Origin of the sequence: Acinetobacter towneri DSM 14962 = CIP 107472, assembly GCF_000368785.1 — a bacterium.
Lineage (GTDB): Bacteria > Pseudomonadota > Gammaproteobacteria > Pseudomonadales > Moraxellaceae > Acinetobacter > Acinetobacter towneri.
Genome location: NZ_KB849683.1, coordinates 57,143 through 70,350 on the forward strand (window position 1 = coordinate 57,143; position 13,208 = coordinate 70,350).

General features: G+C 42.2%; 14 protein-coding genes and 1 tRNA gene. 5 read left to right on the forward strand and 10 right to left on the reverse strand.

The window, feature by feature from the left end:
* The first annotated feature begins 155 nt into the window (after window positions 1–155).
* Both argS and F947_RS00865 read left to right on the forward strand, forming a co-directional pair.
* Window positions 156–1,946 carry an arginine--tRNA ligase gene (gene argS / locus F947_RS00860; RefSeq protein WP_004970220.1) on the forward strand — a complete coding sequence of 597 codons (1,791 nt, stop codon included), beginning with the start codon at window positions 156–158 and terminating at the stop codon, window positions 1,944–1,946.
* A gap of 34 nt (window positions 1,947–1,980) precedes the next feature.
* On the forward strand, window positions 1,981–2,589 hold the full coding sequence (locus tag F947_RS00865) for an SPOR domain-containing protein (RefSeq protein WP_004970222.1): 609 nt from the start codon (window positions 1,981–1,983) through the stop codon (window positions 2,587–2,589).
* A gap of 95 nt (window positions 2,590–2,684) precedes the next feature.
* Here the strand turns inward: F947_RS00865 and F947_RS00870 are convergent, their stop codons facing one another.
* The 3 genes from F947_RS00870 to F947_RS00880 all read right to left on the reverse strand — a co-directional run bounded on the left by F947_RS00870 (window position 2,685) and on the right by F947_RS00880 (window position 4,840).
* Window positions 2,685–3,338, reverse strand: a complete 654-nt coding sequence (locus F947_RS00870) for a glutathione S-transferase family protein (protein ID WP_004970224.1) — start codon at window positions 3,336–3,338, stop codon at window positions 2,685–2,687.
* Between the two features lie 123 nt (window positions 3,339–3,461).
* The gene (locus F947_RS00875) at window positions 3,462–3,860 is read right to left on the reverse strand and encodes an OsmC family protein (protein WP_004970227.1); all 399 of its coding nucleotides are present in this window, start codon (window positions 3,858–3,860) and stop codon (window positions 3,462–3,464) included.
* Between the two features lie 32 nt (window positions 3,861–3,892).
* Window positions 3,893–4,840, reverse strand: coding sequence for a pirin family protein (locus tag F947_RS00880; protein WP_004970229.1), 948 nt, complete (start codon window positions 4,838–4,840; stop codon window positions 3,893–3,895).
* A 245-nt stretch (window positions 4,841–5,085) separates the two neighbouring features.
* Between F947_RS00880 and F947_RS00885 the strand changes: the two genes are divergently transcribed.
* Complete coding sequence (locus tag F947_RS00885; protein WP_004970230.1) at window positions 5,086–6,378, forward strand: GGDEF domain-containing protein; 1,293 nt, start codon at window positions 5,086–5,088, stop codon at window positions 6,376–6,378.
* A 278-nt stretch (window positions 6,379–6,656) separates the two neighbouring features.
* Here F947_RS00885 and guaA read toward each other — a convergent pair whose 3' ends face one another.
* Together guaA and F947_RS00895 are read right to left on the reverse strand one after the other, a co-directional pair.
* Entirely contained in the window at window positions 6,657–8,225 is a 1,569-nt protein-coding gene (gene guaA / locus F947_RS00890) for a glutamine-hydrolyzing GMP synthase (protein ID WP_004970232.1), read from the reverse strand.
* Window positions 8,226–8,449: 224 nt separating this feature from the next.
* On the reverse strand, window positions 8,450–8,872 hold the full coding sequence (locus F947_RS00895) for a DoxX family protein (RefSeq protein ID WP_004970234.1): 423 nt from the start codon (window positions 8,870–8,872) through the stop codon (window positions 8,450–8,452).
* Between the two features lie 231 nt (window positions 8,873–9,103).
* On the opposite strand from F947_RS00895, the gene F947_RS00900 reads away from it, so the two are divergent.
* Entirely contained in the window at window positions 9,104–9,739 is a 636-nt protein-coding gene (locus F947_RS00900; protein WP_004970236.1) for a DedA family protein, read from the forward strand.
* A gap of 96 nt (window positions 9,740–9,835) precedes the next feature.
* Here the strand turns inward: F947_RS00900 and F947_RS00905 are convergent, their stop codons facing one another.
* From F947_RS00905 to F947_RS00925, 5 genes are all read right to left on the reverse strand, one after another.
* The gene (locus tag F947_RS00905) at window positions 9,836–10,426 is read right to left on the reverse strand and encodes a LysE family translocator (protein WP_004970239.1); all 591 of its coding nucleotides are present in this window, start codon (window positions 10,424–10,426) and stop codon (window positions 9,836–9,838) included.
* Window positions 10,427–10,667: 241 nt separating this feature from the next.
* Window positions 10,668–11,063: a hypothetical protein gene (locus tag F947_RS00910; RefSeq protein WP_004970241.1), complete on the reverse strand. Its 396-nt coding sequence runs from the start codon at window positions 11,061–11,063 to the stop codon at window positions 10,668–10,670.
* Window positions 11,064–11,076: 13 nt separating this feature from the next.
* Entirely contained in the window at window positions 11,077–11,913 is an 837-nt protein-coding gene (locus F947_RS00915) for a ParA family protein (protein ID WP_004970243.1), read from the reverse strand.
* Window positions 11,914–12,102: 189 nt separating this feature from the next.
* Window positions 12,103–12,495 (reverse strand): SirB2 family protein, encoded by a 393-nt coding sequence (locus tag F947_RS00920; RefSeq protein ID WP_004970245.1) that lies wholly within the window; start codon window positions 12,493–12,495, stop codon window positions 12,103–12,105.
* A 13-nt stretch (window positions 12,496–12,508) separates the two neighbouring features.
* Window positions 12,509–12,820: a BolA family protein gene (locus F947_RS00925; protein WP_004970247.1), complete on the reverse strand. Its 312-nt coding sequence runs from the start codon at window positions 12,818–12,820 to the stop codon at window positions 12,509–12,511.
* 233 nt (window positions 12,821–13,053) lie between these two features.
* Between F947_RS00925 and F947_RS00930 the strand changes: the two genes are divergently transcribed.
* A tRNA-Gly gene (locus F947_RS00930) sits at window positions 13,054–13,129 on the forward strand.
* The last annotated feature ends 79 nt before the right edge of the window (window positions 13,130–13,208 follow it).

Consider the following 13,208-nt stretch of genomic DNA (forward strand, 5'->3'; position numbering starts at 1 on the left):
CATGAATTGCTTGCTTAAAGGATGATTTTTCAGGCAATTTGTTCATGCTTAGCTACAATCTCTGAAATTCGATAAAGCATACAATTGCACTCCCCTAAAGCCCCTGAAATTTGCTATATTTAGCGTTTTTCTGCACATCTATTTTTCGACTAAATATGAATACGGCAATACAAGCAGCGCTCGAGCATGCAGTGCAATCCCTTCAAGCTGAAGGTGTACTCCCATCTGACTGGAACAATACGAGTAATTTAACCCGTACCAAAGACCGCAGCCACGGTGATTTCGCATCAAATATTGCCATGATTGCCTCTAAAGCCGCAGGCATGAAGCCACGCGATTTAGCCGAAAAAATTCTTGCTGCTCTGCCTGAAGTTGCAGACATCAGCAAAGCAGAGATTGCAGGCCCTGGTTTTATTAACTTCTTTTTAAATGCCGACCAGCGTTTTAGTGTTTTAGATCAAATTCAAGCACAAAAACAACAATTTGGACGCAGCCAAATCAATGCAGAAAAACGCATTCAGGTCGAGTTCGTTTCTGCTAACCCAACCTCAAGCCTACACGTGGGTCATGGTCGTGGTGCTGCTTATGGTATGACAGTTGCCAATTTACTTGAAGCCACAGGTGCTAAAGTTGACCGTGAATACTATGTCAATGATGCTGGCCGTCAAATGGATATTTTGGCGACTTCAACTTACTTGCGTTATTTGGAACTGGCAGGTCAAACGCTGGTGTTCCCCAAAAATGCGTATCAGGGTGACTACGTTAAAGACATCGCACAAAGCATTTTAAAACAGGATGGTGAACGCCATGTACGCCCTGTTGCAGATGTATATAACAATGTGCCTGAAGATGTGCAATATGCGGCAGAACTCGATGCCGATGGCAACAAAGTGGTCTTGTCGGGCGACAAAGAAAAACACATTGATGGTTTGATTTTCAATTCACAAACGCTCTTGGGTGATGATTATCGCGTGTTCCATCAGGCTGCGCTGAATGCTATTTTGGCCGACATTAAAGATGACTTGGGCGAGTTTGGTGTCACCTTTAACCAATGGTTTAGCGAGGCGTCATTGACTGAAAAAATTGATGAAGCTCTGCAAACACTAGATCAACGTGGTTATCTATACGAACAAGACGGCAATATCTGGTTTAAATCGACCGCATTTGGCGATGAAAAAGACCGTGTGGTGAAACGCCGCAATGGTCAAACCACTTACTTTGCTTCAGACATTGCTTATCACCTGAATAAATTACAACGTGGCTACACAGACCTAATTGATATTTGGGGTTCAGATCACCACGGTTATATTTCACGTGTGAAAGCGGCCATTGATGCACTAGGCTACGACTCGAAAAAATTAACGGTACTGTTAGTGCAGTTCGTGAGCTTATGGCGTGGTGGTGAAATGGTACAAATGTCATCCCGTTCAGGTCAGTACGTGACCTTGCGTGATTTGCGTAAAGAAGTCGGCAACGATGCTGCACGTTTCTATTACGTCATGCGCAAATCTGAACAGCACATTGACTTTGACCTAGATTTGGCCGTTTCACAAAGTAAAGACAATGCGGTCTACTATATTCAATATGCTCATGCACGTATTTGTCGTATGCTCGAAAAAGCTGCTGCTACGCAATTGAATTTTAATGCGACAACTGCACGTCAGTTTGCCGCTAAACTTGAGCTAGATGCTGAAACTGAAATTTTAGCCAAACTGGCTGCGTATCCTGAAATTTTAGTACGTGCTGCCAACAGCCACGAACCGCATCAGGTAGGTAACTATTTGAAAGAATTAGCAGCATTGTTCCACGGTTGGTACAATGAGCATAAAGTTCTGAATGATGATGCAGCCTTGACTCAAGCACGCTTATTGCTTTCAGTAAACGTACAACAAGTCTTGCGTAATGGTTTAGAATTATTAGGTGTCTCTGCACCAGAAACAATGTAAAAGCCAAATAAAAGCATAACAAGAGGAAGTCCACGTGTTTGGAAAAACGCAACGCGGTGTATCTGAACGACCGAATAAGCCCAAAAAACCACTAATTCCAACGTGGTTAGGCACACTCGTGGTGATTTTAATCGTGTTGTGTTTTGCTGTAGCCTTAATGCTATGGAAACCGTGGGCACCTGTACAGCCTAAAGGGCAAATCAATTCTGAGCATTATCAGGAAGATACCAACAAAGACTATCGTTTTTATGATTTGCTGCCACAGCAACAGGTTACCCCAATTCCTGAGCAAGCGGTGCCTGAAACACAGCAACAGAATACCGTAGTCATTGTTGAAGCGCCTGCTGCTGTAGAGGCGCCAGCGGCCAGCGAAGCCAATGTTGGTCTGACAGAAATGCCTGCCCCTGTGGTACAAGCCAGCTATATTCTACAAGTGCGTAGCTATACCGACCCAGATGCTGCAGATGCACGTCGTGCCGAAATTATTTTGAATGGTTTATCGGCAGATGTAGTGAAAAGTGTAGAAGGTGGTGAAACTTGGTATCGGGTGATTTCAGGCCCTTATGATTCAGCCGATGCTGCAGTGATTGCTCAGCAAACTTTGCAGCATAGTGGAATTGATTCAATTGTCGTGAAACGCTAAGCCTCATTGTTATCAATCGACCAAAATCAATTAAAAAAAGATGCCTCGGCATCTTTTTTTAGGTCTATAGAACGATGTACTCACAAAAATCATCGCTAGATTTGCATTAACTGCTGCTCACGTTCGCGTGCACGCTGAAATGCAGGACGCTGTTCCACGCGTGCCAAATAAGCCGCAATCTGTGGATAATGATGCCCGGTACGGCTTTGCAATGCTTGGAGCGGGAAACCCATTTGAATATCGGCAAAAGAAAAATCCCCTGCAAAATAATCATGTTTGCCCAAATAATCTTCTAAATAAGCAATATGATCTTTTAAACGAGGCTGAATAAACCCTGCTTTAACACCTGCAGTAATTTTTTGCGCCATTGGTCGAACTAACCATGGCACATGCTGCGGCACATTGGTCATCACCAATTGCATCACTAACAATGGCATTAGCGAGCCTTCGGCATAATGCATCCAGTATTGATATGCTTGCTGTGCTGAAGCCTGCTGCGGTTTAAACTGCCTTTGCGTATCATAATGCTGCTGCAAGTACTCCAAAATGACTGCAGATTCTGCAATGGTCTGCTCTGCATCCGTCAAAATTGGTGCTTTACCCAATGGGTGAATCAGCTTCAATTCATTGGGCGCACTTAAATTGGGCTGACGGTGGTAAAACTTGATTTCATAGTCCAAACCCAGCTCTTCGAGCGCCCACAAAATGCGGAAAGAGCGGGATTGATCAAGGTGGTGTAAAGTAATCATAAACGTCCTATTTTGTTTTTATTACATCTGTTTTAAGTGATTGTTATATCTTCTGTTTCACGCAACATTATAAAAAGGCATGTCCTGCATGCCTTTTTATAAGAGACGGATTCAACTCTAGGTTTAACCCAATTCAGTACGAATTTCCACACTGCGTAACAAGGTTTTCGTCACAGGTGTTTTTTGACAGATATTCAGTACTTTTTGCTGTAATTCTGCATCTAACGCTGCTTCAGTTTGCACACGGCGTTCAATCCACTCCTGCCCTTCCTGATTGGTAAAGAAGTCCGCCTCGACCTGAATTTTGCCAAAATCCAAACCCTTATGCTGTGCATACATACGCAAGGTAATCATGGTGCAAGCGACCAAACTGCTACATAACAGATCATAAGGTGCAGGACCTGCATCTTGACCACCTAACTTTTCAGGCTCATCTACCTTCCATTGGTGCTGACCACTTTGGATCTGACCTTGCCATGCCGTGTCTAAACTGCGTACCTGTGCTGTGCCAATCTTGGCCATAAGATGCTCCCTATAGATTGATATTCCATCATTTATTTTGATGCACGCATTTTTGCGGGGAAAGTCGGCGCTTCTAAACGTGGTCCATCGTAGTCTGGTATTGTGCCAAAACGAGGATCATGATTGACCCATTGCTCACGTGCAATGCTGAGTTCCTCTTGGGTACGACCGACGAGATTCCACCACAACAAAATTGGCGACTCAAAAGGTAAACCGCCCAATAGCAACAGACGCGCACCCGCATGTAAATCTAGCTGAATTTCGGTTAAGCCCGGTTCAAGCACCAGCATATTTTCATCGTTTAATTCATGCCCATGCACAGTGGCTGTGCCTTCCAGCATCATCAAACCATATTCAAATTTAGGATTCAGCGGCAAACGGGTTGTCGTGCTGGTTTCACTATAAATATCTACCCCTAGCAACTCACTATGTACTAATACTGGTGAAGTGGTATTTAAAAATTCACCAACTAAGATGGTAAATTCCACTCCATCTAGCAAAACCACAGGCAAGTCAGGGTAATGATCAAAACGTGGCGCCATATTGCGCTGATCATCAGGTAAAGCAATCCACAGTTGCGCTGTATGCATGTGTGTTTCGGTGTCGGGAGCAACTTCGGTATGTGAAATACCATAACCCGCGGTCATTAAATTAACCTGTTTGGGACGAATCAATTGCTTAGTACCCAAACTGTCAGTATGCATAATGCTGCCTTCAATCATCCAGGTGAATGTTTGCAAACCAATATGTGGATGCGGCCCGACATCTAAGCCTTCACCTTGTGGAAAATTAACAGGACCTGCGTGATCTAGAAAACACCATGCCCCAATCATGCGTTTATGCCGACTCGGTAAAGCACGTTTAATTAAAGTTCCCTGCCCAATTTCAGCACTACGCAGTGGAAATTCCTGTATAAATTGCTTGACGTACTTATCACAATCGTCTGAATTGGAAAGCTCGGTATAATTGCTGTTGCTCATCCTATACCTCTTATATTTCTGTAAATTCCTTGACTATTAAATATAGTAAATCACTAACGAAGAGCAAGATGAAATTTGTTGTTCTGATTTTTATGGTTCAAACTTGAACTACACCTTAAAATATATGGCATAATTTTGACCAAAATTTAAAAAAATAGAGAAAATACCCAAATTTAGGGAGGTTATTTTTTCTGCATTTTGCGCATAATCCTCACTATAAGTTGTCAATTTGAGTAAATATCGCTATGTCTGTAAAAGCTCGAATGGGGGAACAGACCCGTTCGAAGATTTTAAGCAATCAGGAAGCCTCAGAAAAACTTTTAAAAACAACTGAGTGTGATCTTGAAAACCGACAAGCAATTGAAAAAGCATTGCAGCACCCTGCTGCGCAACTCCCGCCGCAATTTGAAACACATTTTTATCAACACCAGAATTTACATCAGCGTCGTTATTTACGCCAAGTCAATTACATTGGGCAAATGACGTTCCTGCTGTATTTCTTTATCGATTATTTCATCATTCCAGATGTCACTACACTCTCGGCCACACTCCGTCTCAGTGCTGTTGTATTGGCGCTGATTGGCAATTATTTCTGCTTTAAATTGATCAAAGATATTCGCCTGCTAGATTTAATTTTACCGGTCAGCGCCACACTGTGCTGCGGTATTTGGTTCTATATCCTGTCGCAATCACAAAGCCCTTGGATTTCCACTTATGTGTATGCCTCGGTCATTTTTGTGCTCATGGCGAACCTATGTATTCAAGTGCGTTTCCGCCCTGCGGTCTACAATTCATTGGTCATGAGCGTACTCATGTTTTTGGGGGTGATTTCCCTCACCAATTTGCAGGATGCCTTAGTTTTTATGGTGGTGTATATCCCTGTATGTTTGTTGAGTTTGTATATCAGTTGGATCAACACCCTAAATGCCCGCCATCACTTTTTACGCAGTTTGCTGGATGACTGGAATTTTCATACCTTGCAAGCCTTGGCACACACCGATGAACTGACCCAACTCAATAACCGACGTCAGTTTGTACACATGGCAGAACACAAAATTCATGCATGGCCTAAATCTGAATCGGTCTGCTTACTAATGTTTGATGTCGACTTTTTTAAACAAATTAACGATACCTATGGGCACGATATTGGAGATCGGGTCTTACAAAATATTGCAGACATTGCTCGTAAAGAAATGCGCCGCAAGGATATTTTGGCACGCTTTGGCGGTGAAGAGTTTATCGCTCTGCTTAGTGAAACCAGCTTAGATGAAGCACTGATGATTTCAGAACGCTTAAGACAAAAAATTGCTCAGCATGAAATGTGCATTGATAAAAAATGTTTTAATTTCACTGTCTCCATTGGAGTATCCAGTTTAAAACCACAACAAACCGACTTACAGACCCTAATTAAAGAAGCCGATTTGGCCTTATACCAAGCCAAACAACGTGGACGAAATTGTGTCATCAGTTTTGATGTGGGGATGCCTGAGCCCCCTAAATCTACGGTAAAAAAAGAAATTAAATCTTGGATTGTTTAGCAGGCATAAAAAAGAGCACATGGAGTGCTCTTTTTTTATGTGCAAGAGGAAAGCTAGCTGCCGCAAGCATCTTGCACCCATTTTAAAAGCCGTGCTTTAAAATGGGCTCATGTCGTAAAACTGGCAAGCAGCAGTGCTGCTTGAAACCCCTAGCTGCCGCGCGCATAGCGCTTGGCGTAATTCAGGCACGAAGCAGTGCTTCGTGAAATCCCGACTGCCGCGAGCGTAGCTCTTGGCGTAAATTTGGCTAAAAGCTATCGCTTTTAGAAAGCCCAAATTTACTCCCATTCAATGGTTGCAGGTGGTTTAGATGATACGTCATAAACCACACGTGAAACCTCTGCAATTTCATTCATGATGCGCGTTGAAATACGGTCAACCAAATCATACGGCAAATGTGCGAAACGTGCTGTCATAAAGTCCACTGTTTCTACAGCACGAAGTGCAATTACCCATGCATAACGACGACCATCGCCGACGACACCAACAGATTTCACAGGCTGGAATACCGCAAACGCTTGTGCTGTTTTGTCATACCAACCACTTGCACGCAGTTCCTGCATGAAAATGTCATCGGCTAAACGTAAAATATCTGCATATTCTTTTTTCACTTCACCCAAAATACGCACGCCCAAACCTGGACCTGGGAATGGATGGCGGTAAATCATGCTGTGTGGCAAGCCTAAAGTGGTGCCAAGTTTACGAACTTCATCTTTAAACAAGTCACGTAATGGTTCAACCAATTCAAAAGCTAAATCTTCTGGTAAACCACCCACGTTGTGGTGTGATTTAATCACATGCGCTTTGCCTTGTTTGCTGGCTGCAGATTCAATCACGTCTGGGTAAATCGTACCTTGTGCCAAGAATTTCACGCCATCCAGCTTACGTGCTTCTTCGGCAAAAACTTCAATAAATTCACGACCAATGATTTTACGTTTTTTCTCTGGATCAACTTCGCCAGCCAATGCACCCAAGAAACGCTGTTCAGCGTCGGCACGAATCACGCGAATCCCCATGTTTTCTGCAAACATTTGCATCACTTGATCGCCTTCGTTCAAGCGCAACAAACCATTGTCTACAAATACACACGTTAATTGATCGCCAATGGCACGGTGCAATAACGCAGCAACCACAGATGAATCGACACCACCAGACAAGCCAAGCAATACTTTCTCATTGCCAATTTGCTGACGTAATTGTTCTACACGCAAGTCGATAATGTGTTCTGGTGTCCACAAACCACGACATCCACAAATTTGATGTACGAAGTTAGACAGTAATTCTGCACCTTTAGCCGTGTGCGTTACTTCTGGGTGGAATTGAATACCATAGAAACGGCGTGTTTCATCAGAAATCATCGCCACAGGGCAGCTTGGTGTGCTAGCCGTAATTTGGAAGCCTTCTGGAATGCGTGCCACTTTATCGCCATGGCTCATCCAAACGTGCAATTGGTTTTCACGATCTTGCAAGTTACCAATCAGTTTGTCACGTACCAAAATATCGACTTCGGCATAACCGAATTCATGTACTGAACCCGCTTCAACTTTACCGCCCAGTTGTTCTGACATGGTTTGTAAACCATAGCAGATACCCAGTACAGGTACGCCTAAGTTAAATACAATTTCAGGTGCGCGTGGACTACCCGCTTGGTGAACACTTTCAGGTCCACCCGATAAGATAATACCGTTTGGATTAAATGCACGAATGTCTTCTTCCGACATATCGTAGGCATACATTTCAGAATATACGCCCGCTTCACGAACACGACGTGCGATCAGCTGGCTATATTGCGAACCGAAATCCAGAATCAGGATACGATCTTCAGTAATTTGAGTATTGGTAGTCATGACAAACAACTATAGAAAGGCAAACGAATTAAGCGCGCTATTCTAGCATTTTTCCACGCCTTGCGCACACTATTCAGACAATCCTAAAAATGGCTATTTTTCTTCGTGATATTGCAGTGACCACATACTCTAAGTTTTAAAAGACTATGCATTTTCTATGGCATAAAAAAAGCAACCTTCTTGAAGATTGCTTAAATTGTTGAGCTGATGTGGAAATCAATGACTTACTTTTTTGCTTCCAAAAGATGGTCTAGACTTATTTTGCCTGCACCGTAAAGCATGATGTAGAAGAAACCGCCAGCCAAACCAATATTTTTCATAAAATTCAGCGCATCTTCTGGTGCAGCATGGAATAAAAATGCAGTTAAAAGACTAAAAACACCTAAACCCAAACCCACGACACGTGCTTGTAAACCGAATAGAATTGCCAAACCACCACCAAGTTCTAGCAAAATCACCAAAGGTAGCAATGAACCTGAAACACCCATAGCTTGCATATAGCCCACTGTTGCATCATAGCCTGCAATTTTTCCCCAACCAGATACAATAAATAAATACGCTAAAAAAGCACGTGCAAATAAACTTACAATGGCTTGCACACTTGCTTTTTCGACCACACTTTTTAACACAACATTTGGATTAAACATCAGATCACCTATATTTTTGATTCATTCTTGAAGACAAATACATCTTAGTTTTTTCAAAATTCAGGATAAATACGCATTTAAAAGACATGTTGTTGCATCTATGCAACGAAAAAGAACCGATGTGGCTGGTCTAGCATCCCTAAAATCACTGTGAAAATTATTTACCTTTTCATACTGACTTTCAACGTCTGGACTGCTAGGATTTGAGCACACTTTCGCTTGTTTTTCCCCATGGAACTGATTGATTTTATCTTACACGTCGATGAGCATTTGCTCGAATTCATCACCCAATATGGGGTATGGATTTACGCTATTTTATTCCTGATTATTTTTGTAGAAACAGGCTTGGTGGTCATGCCGTTTTTACCTGGCGATAGTTTGCTGTTTGCAGCAGGCGCACTGGCTGCATCGACAGGAGTGATGGATCCGTGGATTTTGGGTATTTTATTGTTTACTGCTGCGGTACTCGGTGACACCCTGAATTACCATATTGGTAAATATATTGGTCCACGGGTTTTTGAACTGGAATCACGTTTTATCAATAAAAAACATTTGATCGAAACCCAGAAGTTTTTTGAGCGACACGGCGGAAAAACCATTATTTTTGCGCGTTTTGTGCCTTTTGCGCGTACCTTTGCGCCCTTTGTGGCGGGTGCAGGCAGCATGAATTATAAATACTTCCTAACCTATAACGTAATTGGCGCTTTTTGCTGGATCGCGTCGTTTATTACACTCGGTTATTTGTTTGGCAATATGCCAATAGTGAAAGACAATTTCACCCATTTAATTTTCGGCATTATTATTTTAAGTGTCTTGCCTGGAGTGATTGGTTTTATTCGCCAAAAACTCAAGAAAAAACCTGCTTAAGTTGTGTAATTCTTTGGGCATGCCTGTTACAGCGCTGCCCTCATACATTCAAAACAGGTGAGATGATTGCTCAACTCACCAAAAGTCTCTAAATCTTTAGAAAAAACGTGCCACCACAGGCAGCATACACACCACCAACAGCAAAGCCGAGCCTTTATATAACAGATCTGCCGTCACTTTATTGGTTTCTCGCGCCAAAACTGCTCGCCCAAAAGACATCCAAAATAACGCTGTTGGCAATAAAATCAGACCAAATAAGACATAGACCATAGCAAAGTTGGTCGGGTTATCCCACGTTTCTGTAGGAAAAATACCTGCAGCAAATAACAAGGCTTTTGGGTTTTTAAAAGTCGAAAAAAATAATTGTGCAGGGCGAATGGCAGAGTGTTTTTGACAATGTTGCTCTAAATGTGACTGCTTCCATAAATGAAAAGCCATCCAAAACACATAGCCTGCGCTTAAAACATGCAGTATATCAATTAAATAAGGCCAAATTGGCGCACTCAAATGAATGAATAACGCCCACAGACTAATGGCATACATATAACCAAAAAACTCTGCGGGAATCAGCAGACTGGTTTTGGCAATGCCTTGTTGGTGGGCTGAGCTTGCCAATAGCGCATTGGTCGGGCCAGGAATCATCAAGACCGCAATCATTGCTAGGACAAAGAGCCAACTTTCAATCATAAACACCAGAGCATGCAAATCAAAAATAGGAGCACACCTTATATGAAAGCCATTGAAAATGACAAGTTTTTCTATCTGGCAGGACTGACCCAAGGGTGTAAATAGAACAGAAAATAAAATTAAGTTTTTGTTTTTAAAATATTAGATTGAGATCAACCTTGAATTATCTTGCTACATTTTTTAAGCAATGGTGCTGCACAAATGGCAGCACCATAGACAAAATATTCGCAAATCCTAAAATTTAAGATGTTACAGGTTTGGGCTTAACAATAATCGGGCAAGCTTTAAATTTTGCTGCTTGCACAATGGCTTCTTGCTCACCTAAAAGACGTGCCAATTCTGTTCTTTTGGTATTGGATGACTGTCCCATATTGACAGAAACACTCGGTGCAACGCCCCAACCGCCACGGCTGCCCCAACCACCGCCTAAACCGATACCCACACCAACACCTGTACGTTTCGGTGCTTCAACACCGCTTTCAATATATTGCTGAATACGGTTATATTCGCTTTGTAATTGTTGGCAATTCAAAGCCTGATAATGTGTAGGCGACACATAGCTAGGTTTCACTGTGGTCGCACAAGCCCCTAGCAATAAACTACTTGCCGCGACAAGACCAATTGCAAATGTTTTCATGTCTACCTCTGTATCACGCTTGCTCAATTTCATTGAACAATGATTGATAGGCCTGCGTCAATTTATGATCTGTTGCCAAATGAATTAATGGCAAATTTTTATGATGTGATTCTTTCATCAACACCGAAGGCGGTAACACACTATTCAAAACAGGCAAACCTTCATCTTTGAGTTGCTGCACCACTTCACGCGGTAACTTGGCCTGTGCCTGATATTGATTCACCACAATGCCTTCAATTTGCAAGTTTGCATTATGGTCATCCTGAGTTTCCAACACATTTTCAATCAGGCTTTGCAAAGCGCGTTTAGAAAAGACATCGCAGTCAAATGGAATGAGCACCCGATCTGCAGCAATTAATGCCGATAAGGTAAAAAAGTTAAATGCAGGCGGAGTATCAATAAATACACGGTCATATTGATCGGACAATTGTTGCAAGGCATCGCGCAGCTTGTAAATTTTATGTTTCGATTCAAGTGCATGTGCCAAACTGCCCAATTGTGGACTGGCAGGAATCACATCCAAATTTGTAAATGGCGACTGATGCACATAGGCTTCTAAACCTTTGCTGCGGTTTTTTAAAATTGAGCCTAAGGCATTGCCCAATAAACCTTTGGATTGATTTGCACCCAACACTTCTTCAAAATAATTTTCGATGTTAGGTTCAAGCGCAGGCTTATCGGCAGAATAAGTAGCATCATCACCCAATAAATATTGGCTAGAGTTGGCTTGGGGGTCGAGGTCTATCACCAAGGTTTTTAAACCCTGATGTGCACTAATTGCAGCCAAATTGACGGTAATACTGGATTTTCCAACACCACCTTTCTGATTAAACACCACACGTGTGCGCATTGCCGCCCCTCTTTTCAATTTTTGTTATGACATCACTTCAGTTTAACTGAGCTTTCAATATTCTTGCCAAATTATGTCTAACAATTCGCCAGTGCTCAAATATGCAGCCAATCTTTTGCCAATATTTACATACATTCAATGCTCGTGAGTTCACACCCACGAGCAACATCCACAATAAGATCTGCTGACTTAGCCAAAGCTTGGCTTTAACATCACCAAACCTAAAATGGCAAAAAATGCGACTAAGGCTAAGCCCCAACCAACACGGCGTTGAATCAACAAAATACTGTCATCTTTTTTATACGCTTTGATTAAAGATGACAGCATCACCAAAAATAAAATAATTTTGGCATAAAACCATGTTTCGACTTGAAAGTCTTTTAAAAACAAAGCAATGACACCTGTCACTACAATCAACGTCAGTGCTGAATGTTGCAATGCCACAAAGACTGTCCACGCTTTAGGATTAGGCGAGTTATTTTGTGTGCCCTTAAACAAAGTCATGGCACGTACAAACAGCACCAAAAATAATAAAGCCGCTGCAGCAACGTGAATGGTATTCAGCATTCCTAAATTTTCCATTTATTTCAATCCATTACGATGTTTTTGGTGCGTGGGCGCATTCTGGACTGCTGGTGTCTTGTCCCTGCCATTCAGATGCAACAAAGGCATGAATTGCCAATGCATGAATTTTACTTGGGGCGAGTAAGTCACCCACAGCAGCATAAATTTTTTGATGACGTTGTACGGCGCGTAGCCCCTGAAAATCTTCACTCACCATCACCACTTTAAAATGCGACTCTTTACCCTGGAAATAACCGCCATGTCCTGCAGATTCGTTCACCACCTCTAAATGGCTTGGATTGAAAACGGCTAAGCGTTGTAGCAACTGTTGTTCTAAGCTCATGCTTGTATTTCCCCGAATGGTTTTAAAAGCTCTCTGAAGTATAACGTGTTCTGTGTGATTCGCAGCATCTTGCCGTGAGGATTCTTCGATTTACGATTTGAGTCACTTTTTATGATGAAATTTAGGCTGATTGCGGCTGTTTTTTCTAAAAATGTTGTTTATTTATTCAGTCAGTACAACGATATGCAAAAAATGATTGACCCTATTTTTGCATCATGTATTATACACCGCATGCGGGAATAGCTCAGTTGGTAGAGCACAACCTTGCCAAGGTTGGGGTCGCGAGTTCGAGTCTCGTTTCCCGCTCCAGATTCAAAAAAGCCCTAGTCGAAAGATTAGGGCTTTTTTCTTGTTGATTTTATTATATTTTTTAAAAAATCTTCTTCCT

Coding starts and splice junctions, on each gene's coding strand:
- F947_RS00870 (WP_004970224.1), bottom strand. CDS start 3,338: ATGATTACTTTACACCACCTTGATCAATCCCGCTCTTTCCGCATTTTG.
- guaA (WP_004970232.1), bottom strand. CDS start 8,225: ATGACTACCAATACTCAAATTACTGAAGATCGTATCCTGATTCTGGAT.
- F947_RS00915 (WP_004970243.1), bottom strand. CDS start 11,913: ATGCGCACACGTGTGGTGTTTAATCAGAAAGGTGGTGTTGGAAAATCC.
- F947_RS00880 (WP_004970229.1), bottom strand. CDS start 4,840: ATGAGCAACAGCAATTATACCGAGCTTTCCAATTCAGACGATTGTGAT.
- F947_RS00885 (WP_004970230.1), top strand. CDS start 5,086: ATGTCTGTAAAAGCTCGAATGGGGGAACAGACCCGTTCGAAGATTTTA.
- F947_RS00905 (WP_004970239.1), bottom strand. CDS start 10,426: ATGATTGAAAGTTGGCTCTTTGTCCTAGCAATGATTGCGGTCTTGATG.
- F947_RS00875 (WP_004970227.1), bottom strand. CDS start 3,860: ATGGCCAAGATTGGCACAGCACAGGTACGCAGTTTAGACACGGCATGG.
- F947_RS00925 (WP_004970247.1), bottom strand. CDS start 12,820: ATGAGCTTAGAACAACAGTTGCTACAACGCTTAGCCGTTTTCAATCCA.
- argS (WP_004970220.1), top strand. CDS start 156: ATGAATACGGCAATACAAGCAGCGCTCGAGCATGCAGTGCAATCCCTT.
- F947_RS00910 (WP_004970241.1), bottom strand. CDS start 11,063: ATGAAAACATTTGCAATTGGTCTTGTCGCGGCAAGTAGTTTATTGCTA.
- F947_RS00895 (WP_004970234.1), bottom strand. CDS start 8,872: ATGTTTAATCCAAATGTTGTGTTAAAAAGTGTGGTCGAAAAAGCAAGT.
- F947_RS00920 (WP_004970245.1), bottom strand. CDS start 12,495: ATGGAAAATTTAGGAATGCTGAATACCATTCACGTTGCTGCAGCGGCT.
- F947_RS00900 (WP_004970236.1), top strand. CDS start 9,104: ATGGAACTGATTGATTTTATCTTACACGTCGATGAGCATTTGCTCGAA.